This window comes from Methylomonas aurea (assembly GCF_024505045.1).
GTDB lineage: Bacteria > Pseudomonadota > Gammaproteobacteria > Methylococcales > Methylomonadaceae > Methylomonas > Methylomonas aurea.
This window is the reverse complement of record NZ_JANIBM010000008.1, coordinates 54370-72951: the sequence shown is the minus strand read 5'-3', so window position 1 is coordinate 72951 and position 18582 is coordinate 54370. Positions and strand designations below refer to the sequence as shown.

Genomic DNA, 18582 nt, shown 5'->3' with positions numbered 1-18582 from the left:
GCTACCCGGCCGACAGCCGCTGGCCGCGCGCCAATTTCGGCAAGCGACCTTCCAGCCCCATTGCCGCTTTCATGACTTTATTACGCGCCGGAGTGATCCTCTGCGCCAGGCCGAGACCGAGATTGCGCAGCAACTTGACCGGCAGAATGTCGTTGCTGAACGAGCGGTAAAACACGTCCATGACGGTCATCATCTTCAGATTTTCGTTACGCCGCATCGCCTCATAACGCCGCAGCACCGAGACATCGGCAAAGTTTTTGCCCCGGCCGTGTGCATCGACCACGACCTCTGCCAAAGCGGCGGCATCCAGCAAGCCGATATTAACCCCTTGCCCGGCCAGAGGATTAATCATGTGCGCCGCATCTCCGACCAAGGCAACGCCTTGTTTGACGTAGGCTTGAGCGTGCTGGCGCCGTAACGGAAAACTCGCCACTCCCAGCACCTGTTTCACTTCACCCAGACAATCAGGAAAGGCTGCGACCAACTCCGCCCGCAATTGCTCGAATGGCAGGGCTTGCAAGCGTCGCACTTCATCAGGCGATTGATACCAGACGATCGATGCATAGTTTCCGGTCAATGGCAGAAACGCTTGCGGCCCGGACGAAACGAAGCGCTGCCAGGTAATATCCTGCTGCGGATAGGTCGTCTCGATGTAAATCACCAATGCATGCTGGTTATAATCCCAACTGGTCACACCCAAACCGACCGCCTGCCTTACTCTGGAGTGACCGCCGTCGGCCGCAACCAACAGTTTCGCTTGCAATTCCCGGCCACTCTCCAGGGTCACACAAGACTGGCTGCCATCATAATCGATCTTCTTGATGACCTGCGGCATCAACAGCTCCACGTTGGCAAACTCTCGCAATCGATCGAGCAATGCCAGTTGCGTAATCCGATTCTCGACGATATAGCCCAATTCGGGATAACTGATATCGGTACTGTCGAACGTCGTATCGCCCGAACTTTCCCACACGCGCATCCGGCGAAACGGACAAAAACGCCGAGATGTCACGCCCTCCCAGGCGCCGACAGTTTCCAGAATATTTTTGGACGCGATACTGAGCGCGGAAACCCTTAAGTCATGTGGCTGATCGGCGGAAAACGGTTCAGGCGTCTGGGCCTCTACCACGGCCACCTTTAGACGGCTGCCGCCCAAACTGCATGCCAACGCTGCACCGACCATGCCGCCACCCACGATCACCACATCAATTTGTTCTTTCATATTTAGTCACAAAGTTTTAAAACAGAAGCCTAACGGCAAACTTGACAAGATTAGATTCACGAAATGACAGAGCCCGCCCCGCGTGATATGATTGGAAAGTTTCGCCAACTGAAATTCGGAAGTTATCGCGCGTTTCTCCCCGCTCTTCGGGACGACTCTAACACGCAGCAGGCAGAAAAACCATAAACAGCGTTTTCGGCAAGGAAAACACCGGCAACGCATCAACTCAGTAGACAGGATCTGGATAGCTATGATTAAAAACGCCCAGAAAATCAACTCAGTACACATGCTTTACGATGCCGACCTATCCCAGGATAGTTGCGGCGTCGGCTTCATTACCCGCAAGGACAGCAAACAGACTCACGAACTGCTGCTGAAATCGCACGAAGCGCTCTGTACCATTCCGCACCGCGGCGGCATGAGCGCCGAAGGAATCGGCGACGGTGCCGGCGTCAACATCGACCTGTCCCTGAAGTTTTTCCGCAAAGTCACGGGGAATCCGAGCCTGGCGCTGGGCCAATTCGGCGTAGCCAATTTCTTCTTTCCGGAAGACCACGCCCATTACGATTCGGAAGCGCAAAAACTGGTCGAAGAGCACCTGAAAGAATTCGACCTACCCGTTTTGAAATGGCGTGAAGTACCGGTCGACACTTCCGTGTTGAACGCTGCCGCGGTCAAAGCGCAATTACCGATCAAACAGGTGATTTTCGGCCGCCCGGCATCCTTGCAAGACGCCAGCCACGACATGTTCGAAAAACATATTCAACAAGCCTTGCTGGCCATTGAAGTCGACGGTTTCAATCGACCGGAATTGCAGGGCTTCTACCCGCTATCGATGAGTTCGCGCACCCAAGTTTACAAAGGCCGCTTGAATTCGTTCGAGGTCATCCCTTACTTTGTCGACCTGTACGACGCCGATCACGAAATCAGCACGCTGTTTTTCCATACCCGGTTCTCGACCAACACAGCGCCGGCGACGATGATGGCGCAGCCATTTCGCTACATGGCACACAACGGCGAGTTGAACACGGACAAGAAAAACCGCCTCAGCGAAAACGCAATCGCCCGCCAGAATAACAAGCACATCGTGTTTCCGTGCGGCCAGTCCGACTCCGGCCGTCTCGACCAAACCCTGACCCGCCGCATCAATGAAGACGAACTCGACATCGTCACCGCAATCCTGGCGATGATGCCGCCAGCCTGGGAAAACGATCCGACCCTGTCCGACGACGTTCGCGCGATGCTGGAATATTTCAGTTTGTACGAAGAAAAAAACGACGGCCCTGCAGCGCTGATATTCAACGACGGTATCCGCGTCGGCGCCAGACTGGACCGCTTGGGTTTACGGCCGCTACGTTCGGTTGAAACTGCAGAATACTTGGCCGTAATGTCGGAAGCCGGCCAGATCGACTTCCCCCCCGAGCAAGTATTGCGCCGCGGCCGCATCGAGGCCGGGGGTATGCTTTACTTCGATCATAACACCGGCGAATCTTACGACAGCCACCAAGTTATGGCGCGTCTGGCCCGCGAAAAAGATTACAAGGCAATGTTGGCGCAACGCTGCGTGCACATGGATCAACTGCCGAAAGTGGAGTTGTCGGAGATCGGCAACGACCACCCGTTGAACATAGAACAACGCCATACCGCTTATTCGCTGAACCAGGAAAGCTTCAAATTCCTGCTGGATCCGATCCTGCAGACCGGCCTGGAAAAAGTCTCGGCAATGGGCTACGGTCTGACCCCGAACGCACTGAGTTCGGCCGAGGGCGGCATGTCCCGTTATTTCAGCCAACGTTTCGCCCAGGTTACCAATCCGCCGCTGGATTCGCTGCGAGAAAGCGACGGCATGACCTTGCGCGTCGCACTCGGCGCCAAACCGACCTTCGCGCCGCCAACCAGCAAACAGTTGATGATCGAATCGCCGATTCTGCAACGCACCCAACTGGAACAAATCCGCCGCCAGATCCTGGTCAAAACCGTGACTCTGGACATGCTGTATACGCCGGACTTCGATGATTCCGCGCGCAACGAACAAGCGCTGGAACACGCCTTCCTGGCCGTTTGCGAACAAGTCGAACAAGCCGCGCGCAACCATACCGGCATCATCATTCTGAGCGACGCCAACATCAGCCGAACCAGAGCGGCAATCCCTGCTTTGCTGATGATCGCCGCCGCCAACCAACATTTGGTCAAACAGGGCCTGCGCTTCAATTCCTCAATCGTTATGGAAACCGGCCAGGCCGCCAGCCCGCACGATGTTGCGACCATTTTGGGTTTCGGCGCCTCGGCAATCTGCCCGCTGAGCGTGCATAACCGAGTCACGACCGAATATGCCGACGAAGCCGGACGCAAAAAAGCCTTGTACAACTTCCAGAAAGGCGTCGAAAAATCGCTAATGAAAACCATGGGCAAATTCGGCCTTTGCACCGTGGAAAGCTACATCGGCGGCGAGTTTTTCGAATCGAACTATCTAGACACTGAAGAACCGAAACTAAAGCCCTATTTCCCGAACATTAATTCGTCGGTCGGCGGCGCGCGCTATGCCGATATCGCCGCCAGTTCCTGCGAATGGCACCATAAGGCCTTGTCGGTACAGAGCGAAAACGACATTCCGTTCCTGGGCCTGTTCAAGGAACGCCAGGATGGCGCCGGCCACACCTTCGGCAACACCGCAGTTCGCGAATATATCGCGATGACCGACGAGCCGATTCTGTATATCCCGCAGCAACAGGCTAACGTAGCCAGCGATAATGCCTACCGCGATTTCGGCTACGAAAAACGTACGCCGGCGCAAATCGACGCCTTCGGCATTACTCCGGCCTATCGCAGCTTCACCCGCAATCTGGCTCAAGAGCGGGCCAACCGCCCCGCCGCGTTGCGCGACGTGATGGAGTTCCCGGTCGATATTTCCGGCGCAGAGACGCAAGCCGAGTTCGATCGCCTGCTTGGCAGCCAAAACCTGCACGGCAATAACAACTTTGTGGTGCGCGGTTTGAAAGTGTCCCGCACCAACGGTGCCGTGTTCAAAGTCGAATTGACCGACAATCCGAGCAAAGTCCGACTGGAACAACTGGCGGAACATCTAAAATCGCGTTTCGCCGGTCAAGATTTCTCGGTCGCCATCGAAACCGACAGTCTGAACGTCCGGATTAACGACACTGACAGCGTACTGCATTTTTACCTGAGTAACCTCCGCACCGCCCGCGAGCGTCTGGACTTGGCCAAGATACAACCGGCGCACGAAATCACCCCAACTTTTGCCTCAGGCGCGATGAGTCACGGCGCATTATTGGCCGAGGCCCACGAAGCGGTAGCGCAGGGTACCAACATCGCCGGCGGCATGAGCAACTCCGGCGAAGGCGGCGAGCACTCCAGCCGTTTCGGTACTATACGCTCCAGCAAAATCAAGCAATTCGCCTCCGGCCGCTTCGGCGTCTGGGCCGGCTATTTGGCCGACCCGAATCTGGAAGAAATCGAAATCAAAATCGGCCAGGGTGCGAAACCGGGCGAAGGCGGTCAGTTGCCAGCGCCGAAAGTCTCGGTGGAAATCGCAGCTTTACGTGGTGGCACGCCGAAAGTGGAACTGGTCAGTCCTCCACCGCACCACGATACCTATTCAATCGAAGATTTGGGTCAATTGATTCACGACGCCAAGGCCGCCCGGGTTCGGGTAGTGGTCAAGTTGGTATCCTCGGAAGGCATCGGTACGATCGCGGTTGGCGTCGCCAAGGCCGGAGCTGATGTTATCAACGTCGCCGGTAACACCGGCGGCACCGGTGCCGCCGCGGTCACCAGCCTGAAAAACACCGGCCGCTCGCCGGAAATCGGCATCGCAGAAGTCCACCAAGCCTTGGCGGTGAACGGTTTACGCGACAAAGTCGTTTTGCGTTGCAGCGCCGCTCACCAGAACGGCACCGACGTGGTCAAATCGGCTATCCTCGGCGGCGACTCGTTCGAATTCGGCACCACCGCTCTGATGATGCTGCGCTGTGTGATGGCGAAAAACTGCAACATCCGCTGCCCGGCCGGGTTGACCACTGCGCACGAGGAATTCAAAGGCGATCCGCGTGTATTGGCGCAGTTTTTCATGAACCTGGCTCACGAAGTTCGGGAAATTCTGGCCGACTTGGGCTACAGCAGCCTTAAGGATATCCGCGGCAAGACCGAACTGCTGCATTTGATCAACCATCCGAGCATGATCGGGCAGTTGCACCTGCAAAAACTGTTGGCGGAAGTGCAGGAAATCAAAGTCGAAAAGCCGATATACCTGGAAAAGGATTTCGCCATCGACGATCTGATCTTCGCCAAAGTAAAAGCAGCCCTGTTCGAACACGGTCAAAAGCAAGTCGTGGTCGAAGGTGCCGAATTCAAGCTCAACAACCGTAACAAGACTGTCGGCGGCCAAACCGCAATCGATATCGAGCGTATGCTGCATTACGAGATGAGCGCGGAGCAAATCGCCGCCAGCCAAATCGTACACACCAACCAGCATGGTCGCCGCTATTTGGCGGACGATAGCGTCGTCGTCCGCACCCACGGTTCCGCCGGCCAAAGTTATGCGGCGTTCAATAACGACGGCATGCGCATGGAACACACCGGCACATGCAACGACGGCGTCGGCAAAACCGCTTGCGGCGGTGTGATCGTGATCAAATCGCCCGGCGGCGGTTCGAATAAACCCGGTGAAAACGTGCTGATCGGCAACTTTGCCTTGTTCGGCGCCTCCGGCGGCAAAGCCTTCATCGAAGGCGAGGCCGGCGACCGCTTCGCCGTCCGCAATTCCGGTGCAATGGCCGTCGTGGAAGGCGTCGGCGATTTTGCCTGCGAATACATGATCAACGGCGCAGTATTGAATTTGGGCGGTTTCGGCAAAGGTTTTTGTACCGGCATGTCCGGCGGCAATGCTTACCAATACGACCCGGAAAACCGGCTGGAGGATTTGTACGACGACACCTCGGTCAGCATCCATCGATTGACCGACGCTAGTGAAGTAGCAGCCAGCCACGAACAGTTCATCCTTTACATGCTGGAACAGCATGTAGAGTACACCGGCTCGGCAAAAGCAAAAGCGATCCTCGCCAATTGGCCACAACATCGGGAGCACTTCAAATTCGCCTTGCCACTATGGTTGAACCGTACCCAAACCGCGGAGTACTTGAGCAAATCTCTCGACCGCAAAGCGATGATCGAGGAACTGTCGGTGGCATTCGCGCAGAACCAGATCGAACAGATCAAACAAGCGCACAAAACCGGTAACGCTTTGTTCAACGGCGCGATACCCGGCTACGGGGAAACCGACAGCGACTTGACTCTGAAACTGATCAATAGCTACGCCGTGATAGACAGGGCCCAGCAAATCGCTCGCGACCAGTTGATCAAAGCCAATATGCCCCTGACGCAGGGCTTGATCGATAAATACGCCGACAAGCTGTTAATGGAGCGTCCGCGCAAATTGCAAGACGCGTTGGTAAAAAACATTCGCGAGGCCTACAGTCAATACGACGACCAACAATTAGCGGCGCTAATGGCTGAAAAACGTTTGAACGACTATAAGACCACGTTGAAACTGCGCGACGTCCAGAGCATTTACTCGATTGGCTCCACCGCCTGGATCATCGAACAGGACCGATTCAACCGCCAAGCTCTGGCCGGCGTTCCGTCCATCGATAAAAATTTGGCCAGCCTGGAAAGCCTGAGCATCGTCAAGGAATTGTTGGAAAACGAAGCCGCATAACCTTGTCCGGCCGGGCAAATCCGATCCTAAGTCTGGATAGCCGATTGCCCGGCCCATATGGATTTATTAGTTTAACGAGCTGCCAACGCGCAGCTCAAAGTTGGTAAAGAAATGAAATCACCTTTTATCCCTGAAAACGCACCCTATTCCGACGTCCAACGCGCTTGGCTGAGCGGATTTTTTGCCGGCATGCACAGCCATATGGTGCAAAACTCCACTAGCAGTAACCAGAGCGGCAACCGGACGTTGCATATTCTGTTCGGCAGCCAAACCGGCAATTCCGAAAGCCTGGCCCATGACGCCGCCAACCGCGCCAAAAGTCACGGCTTGGTGCCGGTAGTCAAAGGCATGGACGAAATCGATATCGGCCAACTGACCAAAATGGAATACCTGCTGATCATAACCAGCACGTACGGCGAAGGCGCGATGCCGGATAACGCCGAAATGCTCTGGGATGCCGCTAAAGAAGATTCCGCACCCCGTTTGGAGAACGTCAAATATTCGATTTTAGCGTTGGGCGATACCAGCTACGACCTGTTCTGCCAAGCCGGCAAGGATTGGGACGAGCGCTTGGCAACCCTAGGCGCGCAACGCTTGTTCGACCGCGTTGATTGCGACGTCGATTTCGAGGCACCCGCCGAACAGTGGCTTAGCGAAGTAATCCCGTTGATGGCAGAAGGCGCGGCCACCGTCGCCGTGCTGGACACCGATAACCGCGTTGCAGCCAAACCGGCTTATAACCGCAAGAATCCGTTCCCTGCCAAATTGCTGGTCAACCGCTTGTTGACAGCCGAGAATTCGTCGAAGGAAACTCGCCATTACGAAATCTCGATCGCCGGTTCCGGACTCAGTTACGAAGCCGGCGACGCGATGTGCGTCGTGCCGACCAACTGCCCGCAATTGGTCGCCGATATCGTCAAAGCCCTGGGGTGCACCGGCAGCGAAGACGAACCGGTCAACGGCGAATTGATGACGCTTTCGGAAGCATTGCGGACCCATTTCGAAATCAAAACCCCGAGCAAAGAATTCGTCGAGGAAATCGCAAAGCGTTCCGGCGACCAGGAACTTAACGGCATCCTGCAGGCCGGCGACAAAGAAAAATTATCTAATTATTTGTGGGGTCGCGATACGCTGGATCTATTGTTGCAATTTCCGGCCGTCGAATTTTCCGCCGCCGAATTTCTAGGCCTATTAAAACCGCTTCAACATCGGGCCTATTCGATCTCTTCCAGCAGCAAACTAACCCCGGACACCGTGCATCTGACGGTGGCCAGCGTGCGTTACGACGCCCACGGCCGCCATCACAAAGGCGTCTGCTCGACCTATCTGGCCGATCTAGTAGACGGCAATACTGACGTGAAAATTTTCTTCACGCCCAACAATAATTTCCGAGTGCCCGCCGACGATAGTCTGCCAATGATCATGGTTGGACCGGGCACCGGCATCGCACCGTTCCGCGCCTTTTTGCAGGAACGTCAAGCCCGCAATGCAAGCGGTAAGAATTGGCTATTTTTCGGCGACCGTAACGCTGCCACCGATTTTATTTACCGAGACGAAATCGAAGCCATGAAAACTAGCGGCTTGCTGACCAAACTAGATCTCGCCTTCTCTCGCGACCAGGCCGAAAAAATTTACGTACAGGACCGCATGAAGCAACACGGCGCCGAGTTGTTCACTTGGCTGGAACAAGGCGGATATTTCTTCGTCTGCGGCGATGCTTACCGGATGGCCAAGGACGTGGATCAAGCCTTGCACGATGTTATTCGGGAGCACGGCAAAATGAGCTTGGTCCAAGCTGTGGAATACGTCAATAGCCTGAAAAAAGACAAACGTTACGTCAGGGACGTTTACTGATCGAGCTATCCGATCCAGCTCAGTTCGTTTTCCGCATTTCTATACCACAATCCGCCTGGGCAAGTTCCACTTGCCTTCTGCGGATTGTGCTCCGGCCATCCAACTTTTACATTTCCAACCGATTGGTTTGCCTTGCTGTTCGAGGAGGCGAACACTATCGCTGCATAACGGTTTTGGCACGCCTCCGATAGCTCTAGTGGCGGCGCTACAGCATGTTCAGCATTGGCATCATTACTGCTGATATAACTCTAGCCTTGTTCAGACAACGGCTGACATTTCGCTTCGGACAACAAACAATGACATTAATCGATGAAGCTACGATTTCCGCAACCGGAAACGACCAGATCGACGGCGATCACGCCGAGTTTATTCAGCTTGTGAATCAATTAGATAAGGCGGAGAATCCCGAATTTGCGCGACTCTATCGGCTATTACACGAACACGTCGTCGCACACTTCGAACGCGAAAACCAATTAATGGCACAATGTGGATTTCCGGCGGAAAGCGAACATAAAGGCGAACATCAAAGGGTATTGTCCGAATTCAAACAATTTCAATCCAGAGTCGATAAGGGACTAATCGCGTTCGGCCGCGCCTTTATCCGGGAGCGCTTGCCGGGATGGTTCGCCGTACACGTAGCGACGATGGATAGCGCGTTAGCGAGTTATATCCGGCAGAACCAGGCGTAGCCCTTTATGAATGCAAACGGAAGTCTGAGAGTTATCGAGCGCTTTTACTCACAGGCCGAATGCGAAGGAATTTACAAGAGTTTCATACTGGATCACGATTGGCCGATCAACACCTACACCGTCGGCGAACGCTGCTTTGTCCTGCCACGCTTACAAACCTGGCATGCCGACTCGGGGATCCGTTACAGTTACCGTTACAATCTTTTGGAAACCCGGCCTTGGACGCCGCTTCTGACTGGAATTAGGCAACGAGTCGAAGCTTATCTAAACATTTCGTTTAATTCGGTATTGGCTAACCTCTACCGCGACGGCAACGATTACGTAGGGTGGCACGCCGACGACGAGCCGGAACTGGGCGAGCGGCCCATTATCGCCTCTCTAACATTCGGTACGGCGCGAAACTTTGCGTTTCGCCATAAGAAACTCGATCGGCAGGGCGAAGTTGTTCTGACCGACGGTGCATTGCTGATTATGCACCCTGAATTTCAACGCGATTGGCAGCATAGCTTATCGCCCGATTCGGGAATTGGCAGCGGCCGAATCAATTTGACTTTCCGCAAGGTTATCGCGCCTTAACCTGAGCTTCCAGCCTTTACTAGCCGCATCGCCGCTCAAGAATGTTCGGCCGGCGTCGCTTGCGCCTGTTCGGCCTCAAACTTCCTTCTTTTATCGCATTTCTCGGTGCAAATGCAGTTGCCGGTGCCGCCGCAGGAGCCTTTGATCGCGTTTCTGCCGAAAATGACTCCCACCGCCATAATGGCAATCACAATAAGCATAAATATAAACGTCGCAAGAAAATAACCCATATCGATAGTCCTGTTATATAAGCCTTAGAAACGAAAAAACGAGAGACGACTTCTAATCGTCCCCCGTTTTTTCAACCGGATCAAGCTGAGGTTAACCGCCGAAGTCGTCCAAGAAAATGTTTTCTCTGTCGACGCCGTTAGCCAGCAACATATTGATCACCGAGGAGTTCATGATCGGAGGACCGCACATGTAGTATTCACAGTCTTCCGGAGCCGGATGGTTTTTCAAGAACTCTTCGTACAGCACATTGTGGATGAAGCCAGTGTAGCCCTTCCAATTGTCTTCCGGGAGCGGATCAGACAATGCCACGTGCCATTTGAAGTTCTCGTTTTCACGTTGCAGCATGTCGAAATCTTCGACATAGAACATTTCACGTTTGCTGCGCGCACCATACCAGAAGGTAATCTTGCGTTTCGACTTGAGCCTGCGCAATTGGTCGAAAATGTGCGACCGCATTGGAGCCATACCGGCACCGCCACCGATGAAGACCATTTCGGCATCGGTATCTTTAGCGAAAAATTCGCCGTACGGACCGGACACCCAGACTTGATCGCCCGGCTTCAGGTTAAAGATGAACGAAGACATGATGCCGGGCGGCACGCCATCCGGTGCACCCGGCGGTGGCGTGGCGATCCGCACGTTCAGCATGATTTCTTTCTCTTCCGGGTAGGAAGCCATCGAATACGCGCGCAGAGTCGGTTCTTTTACATCGGAAACATAACGCCACAGATTGAATTTATCCCAATCCGGCCGGTACTCCTCGGCAACGTCCATGTCCGCGTACTTGGAAACGTGCGGCGGACACTCTATTTGGATGTAACCACCAGCGCGATAGTTGATCGCTTCACCTTCCGGCAACTGCAACACCAACTCTTTAATAAAGGTCGCGACATTGTCGTTGGACTTGACCGTGCACAACCACTTCTTGACGCCGAATACGCTATCTTCGACCTCGACTTCCATATCGGTTTTTACCGCCACTTGGCAAGCCAGACGTTCGCCGTGAGCCGCTTCGCGCTTGGTGATATGCGACAGTTCGGTCGGCAGAATATCGCCGCCGCCTTTGTGCACTTTAACTTTGCATTGCCCGCAAGAACCGCCGCCGCCGCAAGCCGACGATACGAACAGTTGGTTGTCGGACAACGCGTTCAGCAACTTGGAACCGGCCGGCACGTGAATCTTCTTCTCGTTGTTGATCAGAATTTCCACATCCCCGGCGGCCACCAGTTTGTTTTTCGCGCCAATGATCAAGAACACCAGCGCAATCACGATAGCCGTGAAGAAAATAACACCTAATGCAATTTCAAGCATTACGATACCCTTTTACAATTGAATTCCAGAGAAAGCCATGAAGCCCAAGGACATCAAGCCTGCTGTGATGAAGGTGATGCCCAGGCCTTGCAGCGCGGCAGGCACATCGCTGTATTTCAGTTTCTCGCGTACGCCGGCCATCAAAGTGATTGCCAATGCCCAGCCGAAACCGGAACCGATACCGTATACCACGCTCTCGCCGAAGTTGTAGTCGCGTTCGATCATGAACAAACTACCGGCCAAGATCGCGCAGTTAACAGTGATCAGCGGCAGAAAGATACCCAGCGCGTTGTACAGAGCCGGAACGAACTTGTCCAAGAACATTTCCAGAATTTGTACGATCGCCGCGATCATGCCGATACAACTCAGCAGGCTCAAGAAGCTCAAATCCACGCCGGTAATTCCCAGCCAGGACAAAGCATCTTCTTTCAACAGCGTTTGGTAGATGAAGTTATTGGCCGGCACGGTCAGGGTTTGCACCACCATCACCGCTACGCCCAAACCCATCGCTGTTGAAATCTTCTTGGACACGGCCAAGAAGGTACACATGCCCAGGAAGAAAGACAGGGCCAAGTTTTCAATGAAAACCGCTTTAACAAATAATGCGATATAGGCGTCCATTAGTGATGCCCTCCTTCACCGTGAGCAATAGCCATGATTTTGAACTCGTTATGTTCGACTTGTTTAGGTTTCCAGGTACGGAAGGCCCAGATAATCAAACCAATCACAAAGAACGCGCTGGGCGGTAACAGCATCAAGCCGTTCGGCACATACCAGCCGCCATCTTTCACCAGCGGCAGGATTTCGATGCCCAACAACTTGCCCGAGCCCAAAGTTTCACGCACCAGCGCAACCAAGATCAGAATCAAGCTGTAGCCGGCGCCGTTGCCGATACCATCGATAAAGCTTTGCAGCGGAGGATTTTTCATTGCGTACGCTTCTGCGCGGCCCATCACGATACAGTTGGTGATGATCAAACCGACGAATACCGACAGTTTTTTGCTGACATCGAAGGCGAAGGCTTTCAGCAACTGGTCGACCACGATTACCAACGAAGCAATGATAATCATCTGCACGATAATGCGAATGCTGCTCGGCGTGTGCTGGCGCACGGCGCTGATCGCCGCACTGGAGCAGGCTGTGACCGAAGTCAGGGCCAGCGCCATAATCAGCGAGGTAGACATTTGCGAGGTCACCGCCAGCGCCGAGCAAACCCCCAACACCTGCAAGGTGATGGGGTTGTTATCGACCAACGGTTCGAATAATACTTTTTTGGTTTCTTTGTCCATGACGACTCCTAACCGTTTGCTTTGATTTTGTTCAGGTAAGGCGCAAAACCTTCCGGCCCCATCCAGTACAGGATCAGATTGCTGACGCCGCGGCTGGTCAAAGTCGCACCGGCCAAACCGTCGACCTTGGTCGCAGCATCCGGACGGCTATTGTCGACCGTGCCTTTAACCAAGGTCAAAGCCACTTCACCACTGTCACCGTAAACTTTCTTGCCTTTCCACAGCGCACGCCAGTTCGGGTTGACCACTTCGCCGCCCAAACCGGGTGTTTCGCCCTGGTCATACAGGTTGATGCTTTGTACTGTTTGGCCGTCCGCTTCCAGCGCCAGGAAACCGTACATGGTCGACCACAAACCGTAACCGTTGATCGGCAAAATGATGGATTGCAGCTTGTCGCCGTTTTTCACCAGGAACACCTTGGCTACTTTAGCCTTGGTACGAATGCTGGCGATGTCCTTTTCCGGCGGAATTACTTCATTTTGCGCCGGGTCCTTTGCAGCTTTGCGCTGGTCGTATTCGTCGACATTGCCGTCAACGTATTCGCCAGTCGTAATGTCCACCAACTTAGCCTCTATACGTTCCTTAAAGGCTTGGTCGATGTCGGTGCCCTCATCCAGCAAGCCGGCCACATCAAGAATGTTCTTCTTCATGTCCAAAGCTTTGTTATGCGCTTGCAAAGGACGTAATGCCACTGTGGCAATCGATACCAAAACAGCGCATACCAAACATAGGGCCAACGCAACGTTAACCGTTTTTTCCAGGCTGTCGTTACTCAACGCCAGGATACGATCGGCGTAGACGCGGAACTGCTGGTAGTAGTTGGACAACTGCTCGTTAAAATTATTGGTCTTGTTTTCGGAATTAGGCATGACGTTTGATCCTTCTTCTGATATTCGCTTGAATCACAAAATAATCAATCAGTGGTGCGAACATATTGGAGAACAGAATCGCCAGCATGACGCCTTCCGGAAAGGCCGGGTTGATTACGCGGATAATAATGATCATGACGCCGATCAGTATGCCGTAGATCCAGCGTCCGACATCGGTATTCGCCGCCGAAACCGGATCAGTGGCCATATAAACGGTACCGAACGCGAAGCCACCCAACACCATGTGCCAGTACCAGGGAATCGCAAACATCGGATTGGTGTCGCTGCCGATCACGTTCAACAAGGTCGACATGCCAATCATGCCAATCATGACGCCGGCCATGATGCGGTAGGAAGCGACGCGGGTATACAACAGGAACGCAGCGCCCAACAGACAGGCCAGAGTCGAAGTTTCGCCCATCGATCCGGGGATGAAGCCCAGGAAGGACTGGAACCAGCCGAAACTGCCGGTAATCGCATCCAAACCGCCGGCAGATGCCAGGGACAGTGCCGTCGCACCGCTGTAACCGTCTACCGCAACCCAAACCGAATCGCCGGAAATGGAAGCCGGATAGGCGAAGAACAGAAACGCACGGCCAGTCAAGGCCGGATTCAAGAAGTTTTTACCGGTACCGCCGAATACTTCCTTGCCCAACACGATGCCGAAGGAAATGCCCAAGGCCACTTGCCACAGCGGAATGCTGGCAGGCAGAATCAGGGTGTACAGCATCGAAGATACCAGGAAGCCTTCGTTGACTTCGTGCTTGCGCACGGTGGCGAACAACACCTCCCAGAAGCCGCCAACCGCCAAAGTGACGATATAGACCGGGAAGAAATACAACATACCGTGCACCAGACAGGATAACGGGTTGTAGGGGTTGTAACCGAACAAGGCCATCGGAATGCTGCGCCAGCCGTCGATATCGGTCGCGCCGATTTTCTGCATCGCCAGATTGGCTTGAAAGCCGGTGTTATACCAAGCCATCAAAATGCAGAACGCCGTGGCGATGACGACAAAAGTCATCGTCCGCTTCAGATCGTTACCGTCCCGGACGTGAGTAGTACCGCGCGTTACATCGGACGGCGTATACATGAAAGTATCGACCATCTCGTACAGGCCGTAATACTTTTCGAACTTGCCGCCTTTTGTAAAATGCGGCTCTATGCTATCTAAAAGTTCTCTAGCCGACATTTATCCTTCCTTCTCGATTTTGGTTAAATTTGCTCTAAGTACCGGCGCAAAATCGTGTTTACCGGGATCGACGAAGGTAAACAAGGACACGTCTTCCTCGTTTAACTCCAAGCAGCCCAGGGCTTGCGCAGTATCGGTATCGCCGACGACGATGGCCTTCAACAGCGGTGTCGGCAGAATATCCAAAGGCATGACGGATTCGTAAATCCCGACCGGGACGATGGCCCGGTTACTACCATTCTTGTCGGTGGTCAGTGGAAACAGGCGTCCGGATTCACGATCTTTGGAAGAGACGTAGACGTTCAAAGCCGAATACTTGTCTTTGCCCGGCACAATCCAACCGAAAAACTCGCGGTCACGGCCTTCTTTCAGTGCGGATACCTGCAGACTGTAATTGCTCAAGTAGGCAAAAGCACCTGACGCTTCATGACCGTATAGCACGGAACCGGAAATGACGCGATTCTCTCCATCTTCCAACTCCCCGGCGGCCAAATCCAACAAGTTGGCGCCAACACGGGTTTTGACCAGACGCGGCCGTTTAACTGTCGGTCCGGCCAGGGATACGACGCGCTCCACATTTAGTTGGCCGGTAGTGAATAGAGCACCGATAGCGATCACAGCCTGGTAATCGATATGCCAGACAAATTTGTGAGCATTGACCGGGTCGATGAAATGGATGTGGGTGCTGGGTAAACCGGCCGGATGCGGACCGGCAAACTCGGCGGTCTGCACGCCGGCAACTGCAGAAATGTTGGCGCCTGTTGCTTTGCACAAATAGGTCTTGCCGGCCAGTTTCGAAATCACGGTCAAACCGTTGGCGAAATCGCCCGCTCTGTCGGCTATCACCACCGCCGGGTCGGCCGCCAAAGGACGGGTATCGATCGCCGTGACGAAGATGGAGCTCGGCGTCGAATCGGCTGCCGGGACCTTACCGTAGGGGCGAGTCACGAACGATGTCCACAAGCCTGACGCTTGCAAATTTTGCTTCACTTGTTCGGCAGACAAGCCAGCCAATTCTGACTCTGCATACTTGCTGAATTTTTCATGCTGGTCGCCCTTCAACTCGATCACCACGGATTGCAGCACCCGCCTGTCCCCGCGGTTGATTGCTTTGACGACACCGGCACCGGGTGAAGTGAAATTCACGCTGGGATTTTGCTTGTCGACGAACAGAGCTTGGCCCACTTTAACCTTGTCCCCTTCCGCAACCAGCATTTTCGGTTTCAGCCCAACATAATCGGCGCCCAACAGCGCAACCGATTTGACGGCATTACCCTCGCTTATTTGCTGTTCGGGCTTACCCGTAATGGGCAAATCCAAACCTTTCTTTAGTGTAAATTGCATAGTTAATACGCCTGCTCTCCAGACAAATTTCAGCAAAACGCCCCCTTGGATACAGTAATCCCAGAGAGCAGTTGAAAACTTAAAACCTTGCCATTACATCACAAGTTATCGGCTTTCTCAACGAGAAATCCCCAGTACCATGGGAGGAAAAGCCCCTTGCAAAAGCGCTAAAAAAATGGTTCGCGGATCAAATTTCAACGACCTTATTAATGTCGAATTCAGCGACAGTCTTACGCCCCAAATAGCCGCGGGTATTACTTAAAATCCGGGCATCGGCGATCCGGTAATCGCCCTGGTTATGCACGTGGCCGTGAAACCAGGCAGCAATCTCGTATTCGTGAAACAATGGCTTCAGGTCGTTGCAATACGCGATTTTCTTAATCACATTCGGCGAATCGATCCAGCTCCATTCAGTTGGCGCATGATGGGTAACCACTACGGTCTTGCCTGCATAAGGCTGTGCAAGCGATTGCTGCAGCCAGCGACGCGCCTCTCGATGTAACGCTGCGAAATGTTCGGGATTAAACGCTTGATCGCCGAAGGCTATTTTCCGAAAGTCGTTAAGCGACCGGCCAAGCGCCTCCGCCTTTTCCAAACCGTCGACGAATAAATCACTCCACAGGGTGCAACCAAGAAATCGCACCCCTTGAAACACAAACTGGCCTTTCTCCAGAAACCGAATTTGAGTGTTGGCACATTGCTCCCGCAGCATATCGAGCGTTTGCCGATATTCGTAACCGTAGAACTCGTGGTTACCGGCTACGTAAACTACCGGCTTGCCGATTGCTTTCAACCATTCGATACCCTGGCTGAAGACCCCGATGTCGCCGGCAGCGACGACGATATCGGCATCTGTATCCGGCAAAGCTTGGTCGCCAAACTCTAAGTGCACATCAGAAAAGTAATTTATCCGCAAAATTTTTCCGTCCCGTGGCTATGGAGGTATAATTTTAATCCTAAGTGAATTACTTGGTATTTTTAAACAATTCGAGTTACTGAAAACACAATTCTATGTCTATTAGCCCCAGAAAACACACCCAACAGGTTTTGGTCGGTAACGTTAAAGTCGGCGGCGGCGCGCCGATCGTCGTCCAATCGATGACCAATACCGATACTGCCGATGTTTCAGCAAGCGTCCAACAGATCATGGAATTAGCAACCGCCGGCTCGGAAATAGTCAGAGTCACGGTCAACACCGAAGAAGCAGCCAAAGCCGTTCCGGAAATCGTCAACCAACTCGAGCAAAAAGGCTTTTCCGTACCGATTGTTGGCGACTTTCACTTCAACGGCCACAAACTGTTGGAAAAATACCCGGACTGTGCTCAAGCCCTTGCCAAGTACCGCATCAACCCCGGCAACGTCGGCAAAGGCAAGGCGCGCGATCCGCAATTCCAGCAAATGATCGAATTTGCGATCCGCTACAACAAACCGGTCCGCATCGGGGTCAACGGCGGCAGCTTAGACCAGGCGGTATTGACCCGCTTGCTGGACGAAAACCGCCAGTTGGCACAACCAAAGGAATTGTCGGCCATTACCCGGGAGGCCATCGTCCTGTCGGCACTGGAAAGCGCCGCCAAGGCGGTCGAACTCGGACTGGGCAAGGACAAAATCATACTTTCCTGCAAAATCAGCAACGTGCAGGAGTTGATCAGCATCTACCAAGACATCTCCAGCCGTTGCGATTACGCGTTGCACTTAGGCCTGACTGAAGCGGGCATGGGCTCAAAAGGCATCGTCGCCTCTTCCGCCGCCTTGGGTGTCCTGATGCAGCAAGGCATCGGCGACACGATACGCGTGTCTCTAACGCCAGAGCCGGGTGCCCCGCGTACCAAAGAGGTTATCGTGGCTCAGGAAATTTTGCAAACCATGGGCTTCCGTTCCTTCACGCCAATGGTCATCGCCTGCCCCGGGTGCGGCCGTACCACCAGCGATTATTTCCAAAGGCTGGCCCAAGACATCCAGGCCTATCTGCGCGACCAGATGCCGGTATGGAAAGACAAGTACAAAGGTGTGGAAAACATGGAAGTCGCCGTGATGGGCTGCGTCGTTAACGGTCCGGGCGAAAGTAAGAACGCCAATATCGGCATCAGCTTGCCGGGCAGCGGCGAGTCGCCGGTAGCCCCGGTATTCGAAGACGGCGTCAAGACCGTGACCTTAAAAGGCGACAATATTGCCGAGGAATTCCAAGCACTAGTCGAACGCTATATCGAGACGCACTACAGCGCTCACTAACCTCCCGACCAAAAAAAGGCGGCTTTTCAGCCGCCTTTT

14 protein-coding genes are annotated in these 18582 nt (G+C 53.8%); 5 read left to right on the top strand and 9 right to left on the bottom strand.

What is annotated here, in order from left to right; translation table 11 throughout:
- Position 1: 1 nt before the first annotated feature.
- Positions 2-1222 carry an FAD-dependent monooxygenase gene (locus NP603_RS09165; protein ID WP_256610568.1) on the bottom strand — a complete coding sequence of 407 codons (1221 nt, stop codon included), beginning with the start codon at positions 1220-1222 and terminating at the stop codon, positions 2-4.
- Between the two features lie 250 nt (positions 1223-1472).
- On the opposite strand from NP603_RS09165, the gene NP603_RS09160 reads away from it, so the two are divergent.
- The 4 genes from NP603_RS09160 (at position 1473) to NP603_RS09145 (ending at position 10075) form a co-directional block, all read left to right on the top strand.
- Positions 1473-6956 carry a glutamate synthase-related protein gene (locus NP603_RS09160; RefSeq protein ID WP_256610567.1) on the top strand — a complete coding sequence of 1828 codons (5484 nt, stop codon included), beginning with the start codon at positions 1473-1475 and terminating at the stop codon, positions 6954-6956.
- A gap of 111 nt (positions 6957-7067) precedes the next feature.
- Positions 7068-8810 (top strand): sulfite reductase subunit alpha, encoded by a 1743-nt coding sequence (locus tag NP603_RS09155; protein WP_256610566.1) that lies wholly within the window; start codon positions 7068-7070, stop codon positions 8808-8810.
- Positions 8811-9022: 212 nt separating this feature from the next.
- Positions 9023-9499, top strand: a complete 477-nt coding sequence (locus NP603_RS09150) for a bacteriohemerythrin (protein ID WP_256610564.1) — start codon at positions 9023-9025, stop codon at positions 9497-9499.
- Between the two features lie 6 nt (positions 9500-9505).
- Positions 9506-10075 carry an alpha-ketoglutarate-dependent dioxygenase AlkB family protein gene (locus NP603_RS09145; protein WP_256610562.1) on the top strand — a complete coding sequence of 190 codons (570 nt, stop codon included), beginning with the start codon at positions 9506-9508 and terminating at the stop codon, positions 10073-10075.
- Between the two features lie 35 nt (positions 10076-10110).
- On the opposite strand, the gene nqrM is transcribed toward NP603_RS09145, so the two are convergent.
- The 8 genes from nqrM to NP603_RS09105 all read right to left on the bottom strand — a co-directional run bounded on the left by nqrM (position 10111) and on the right by NP603_RS09105 (position 17203).
- Complete coding sequence (gene nqrM, locus NP603_RS09140) at positions 10111-10305, bottom strand: (Na+)-NQR maturation NqrM (RefSeq protein WP_256610561.1); 195 nt, start codon at positions 10303-10305, stop codon at positions 10111-10113.
- Positions 10306-10396: 91 nt separating this feature from the next.
- On the bottom strand, positions 10397-11617 hold the full coding sequence (gene nqrF, locus NP603_RS09135) for an NADH:ubiquinone reductase (Na(+)-transporting) subunit F (RefSeq protein WP_256610560.1): 1221 nt from the start codon (positions 11615-11617) through the stop codon (positions 10397-10399).
- A 12-nt stretch (positions 11618-11629) separates the two neighbouring features.
- Positions 11630-12238: an NADH:ubiquinone reductase (Na(+)-transporting) subunit E gene (nqrE, locus tag NP603_RS09130; RefSeq protein ID WP_256610559.1), complete on the bottom strand. Its 609-nt coding sequence runs from the start codon at positions 12236-12238 to the stop codon at positions 11630-11632.
- Positions 12238-12906 carry an NADH:ubiquinone reductase (Na(+)-transporting) subunit D gene (locus NP603_RS09125; RefSeq protein WP_054759006.1) on the bottom strand — a complete coding sequence of 223 codons (669 nt, stop codon included), beginning with the start codon at positions 12904-12906 and terminating at the stop codon, positions 12238-12240. The genes nqrE and NP603_RS09125 overlap by 1 nt, the downstream gene beginning before the upstream one ends.
- An 8-nt stretch (positions 12907-12914) precedes the next feature.
- Entirely contained in the window at positions 12915-13775 is an 861-nt protein-coding gene (locus tag NP603_RS09120) for a Na(+)-translocating NADH-quinone reductase subunit C (RefSeq protein WP_256610558.1), read from the bottom strand.
- A complete protein-coding gene (locus NP603_RS09115) occupies positions 13768-14967 on the bottom strand; it encodes an NADH:ubiquinone reductase (Na(+)-transporting) subunit B (RefSeq protein ID WP_256610557.1) in 1200 nt (399 codons plus the stop codon). Before NP603_RS09115 ends, NP603_RS09120 begins: the two co-directional genes overlap by 8 nt.
- A complete protein-coding gene (locus tag NP603_RS09110) occupies positions 14968-16311 on the bottom strand; it encodes a Na(+)-translocating NADH-quinone reductase subunit A (RefSeq protein WP_256610556.1) in 1344 nt (447 codons plus the stop codon). It abuts the gene before it with no gap.
- Between the two features lie 187 nt (positions 16312-16498).
- Positions 16499-17203, bottom strand: a complete 705-nt coding sequence (locus tag NP603_RS09105) for a metallophosphoesterase (protein ID WP_504137820.1) — start codon at positions 17201-17203, stop codon at positions 16499-16501.
- A 119-nt stretch (positions 17204-17322) separates the two neighbouring features.
- Here NP603_RS09105 and ispG point away from each other — a divergent pair, with 119 nt between their 5' ends.
- Complete coding sequence (gene ispG / locus NP603_RS09100; RefSeq protein WP_256610554.1) at positions 17323-18543, top strand: flavodoxin-dependent (E)-4-hydroxy-3-methylbut-2-enyl-diphosphate synthase; 1221 nt, start codon at positions 17323-17325, stop codon at positions 18541-18543.
- Positions 18544-18582: the final 39 nt, after the last annotated feature.

What these genes read in the sequence shown, in the direction of transcription:
- nqrF (WP_256610560.1), bottom strand. Translation starts at nt 11,617, where the DNA reads ATGCTTGAAATTGCATTAGGTGTTATTTTCTTCACGGCTATCGTGATT.
- NP603_RS09115 (WP_256610557.1), bottom strand. Translation starts at nt 14,967, where the DNA reads ATGTCGGCTAGAGAACTTTTAGATAGCATAGAGCCGCATTTTACAAAA.
- nqrM (WP_256610561.1), bottom strand. Translation starts at nt 10,305, where the DNA reads ATGGGTTATTTTCTTGCGACGTTTATATTTATGCTTATTGTGATTGCC.
- NP603_RS09155 (WP_256610566.1), top strand. Translation starts at nt 7,068, where the DNA reads ATGAAATCACCTTTTATCCCTGAAAACGCACCCTATTCCGACGTCCAA.
- NP603_RS09150 (WP_256610564.1), top strand. Translation starts at nt 9,023, where the DNA reads ATGTTCAGCATTGGCATCATTACTGCTGATATAACTCTAGCCTTGTTC.
- nqrE (WP_256610559.1), bottom strand. Translation starts at nt 12,238, where the DNA reads ATGGACGCCTATATCGCATTATTTGTTAAAGCGGTTTTCATTGAAAAC.
- NP603_RS09160 (WP_256610567.1), top strand. Translation starts at nt 1,473, where the DNA reads ATGATTAAAAACGCCCAGAAAATCAACTCAGTACACATGCTTTACGAT.
- NP603_RS09125 (WP_054759006.1), bottom strand. Translation starts at nt 12,906, where the DNA reads ATGGACAAAGAAACCAAAAAAGTATTATTCGAACCGTTGGTCGATAAC.
- NP603_RS09120 (WP_256610558.1), bottom strand. Translation starts at nt 13,775, where the DNA reads ATGCCTAATTCCGAAAACAAGACCAATAATTTTAACGAGCAGTTGTCC.
- NP603_RS09165 (WP_256610568.1), bottom strand. Translation starts at nt 1,222, where the DNA reads ATGAAAGAACAAATTGATGTGGTGATCGTGGGTGGCGGCATGGTCGGT.
- NP603_RS09145 (WP_256610562.1), top strand. Translation starts at nt 9,506, where the DNA reads ATGAATGCAAACGGAAGTCTGAGAGTTATCGAGCGCTTTTACTCACAG.
- NP603_RS09110 (WP_256610556.1), bottom strand. Translation starts at nt 16,311, where the DNA reads ATGCAATTTACACTAAAGAAAGGTTTGGATTTGCCCATTACGGGTAAG.
- ispG (WP_256610554.1), top strand. Translation starts at nt 17,323, where the DNA reads ATGTCTATTAGCCCCAGAAAACACACCCAACAGGTTTTGGTCGGTAAC.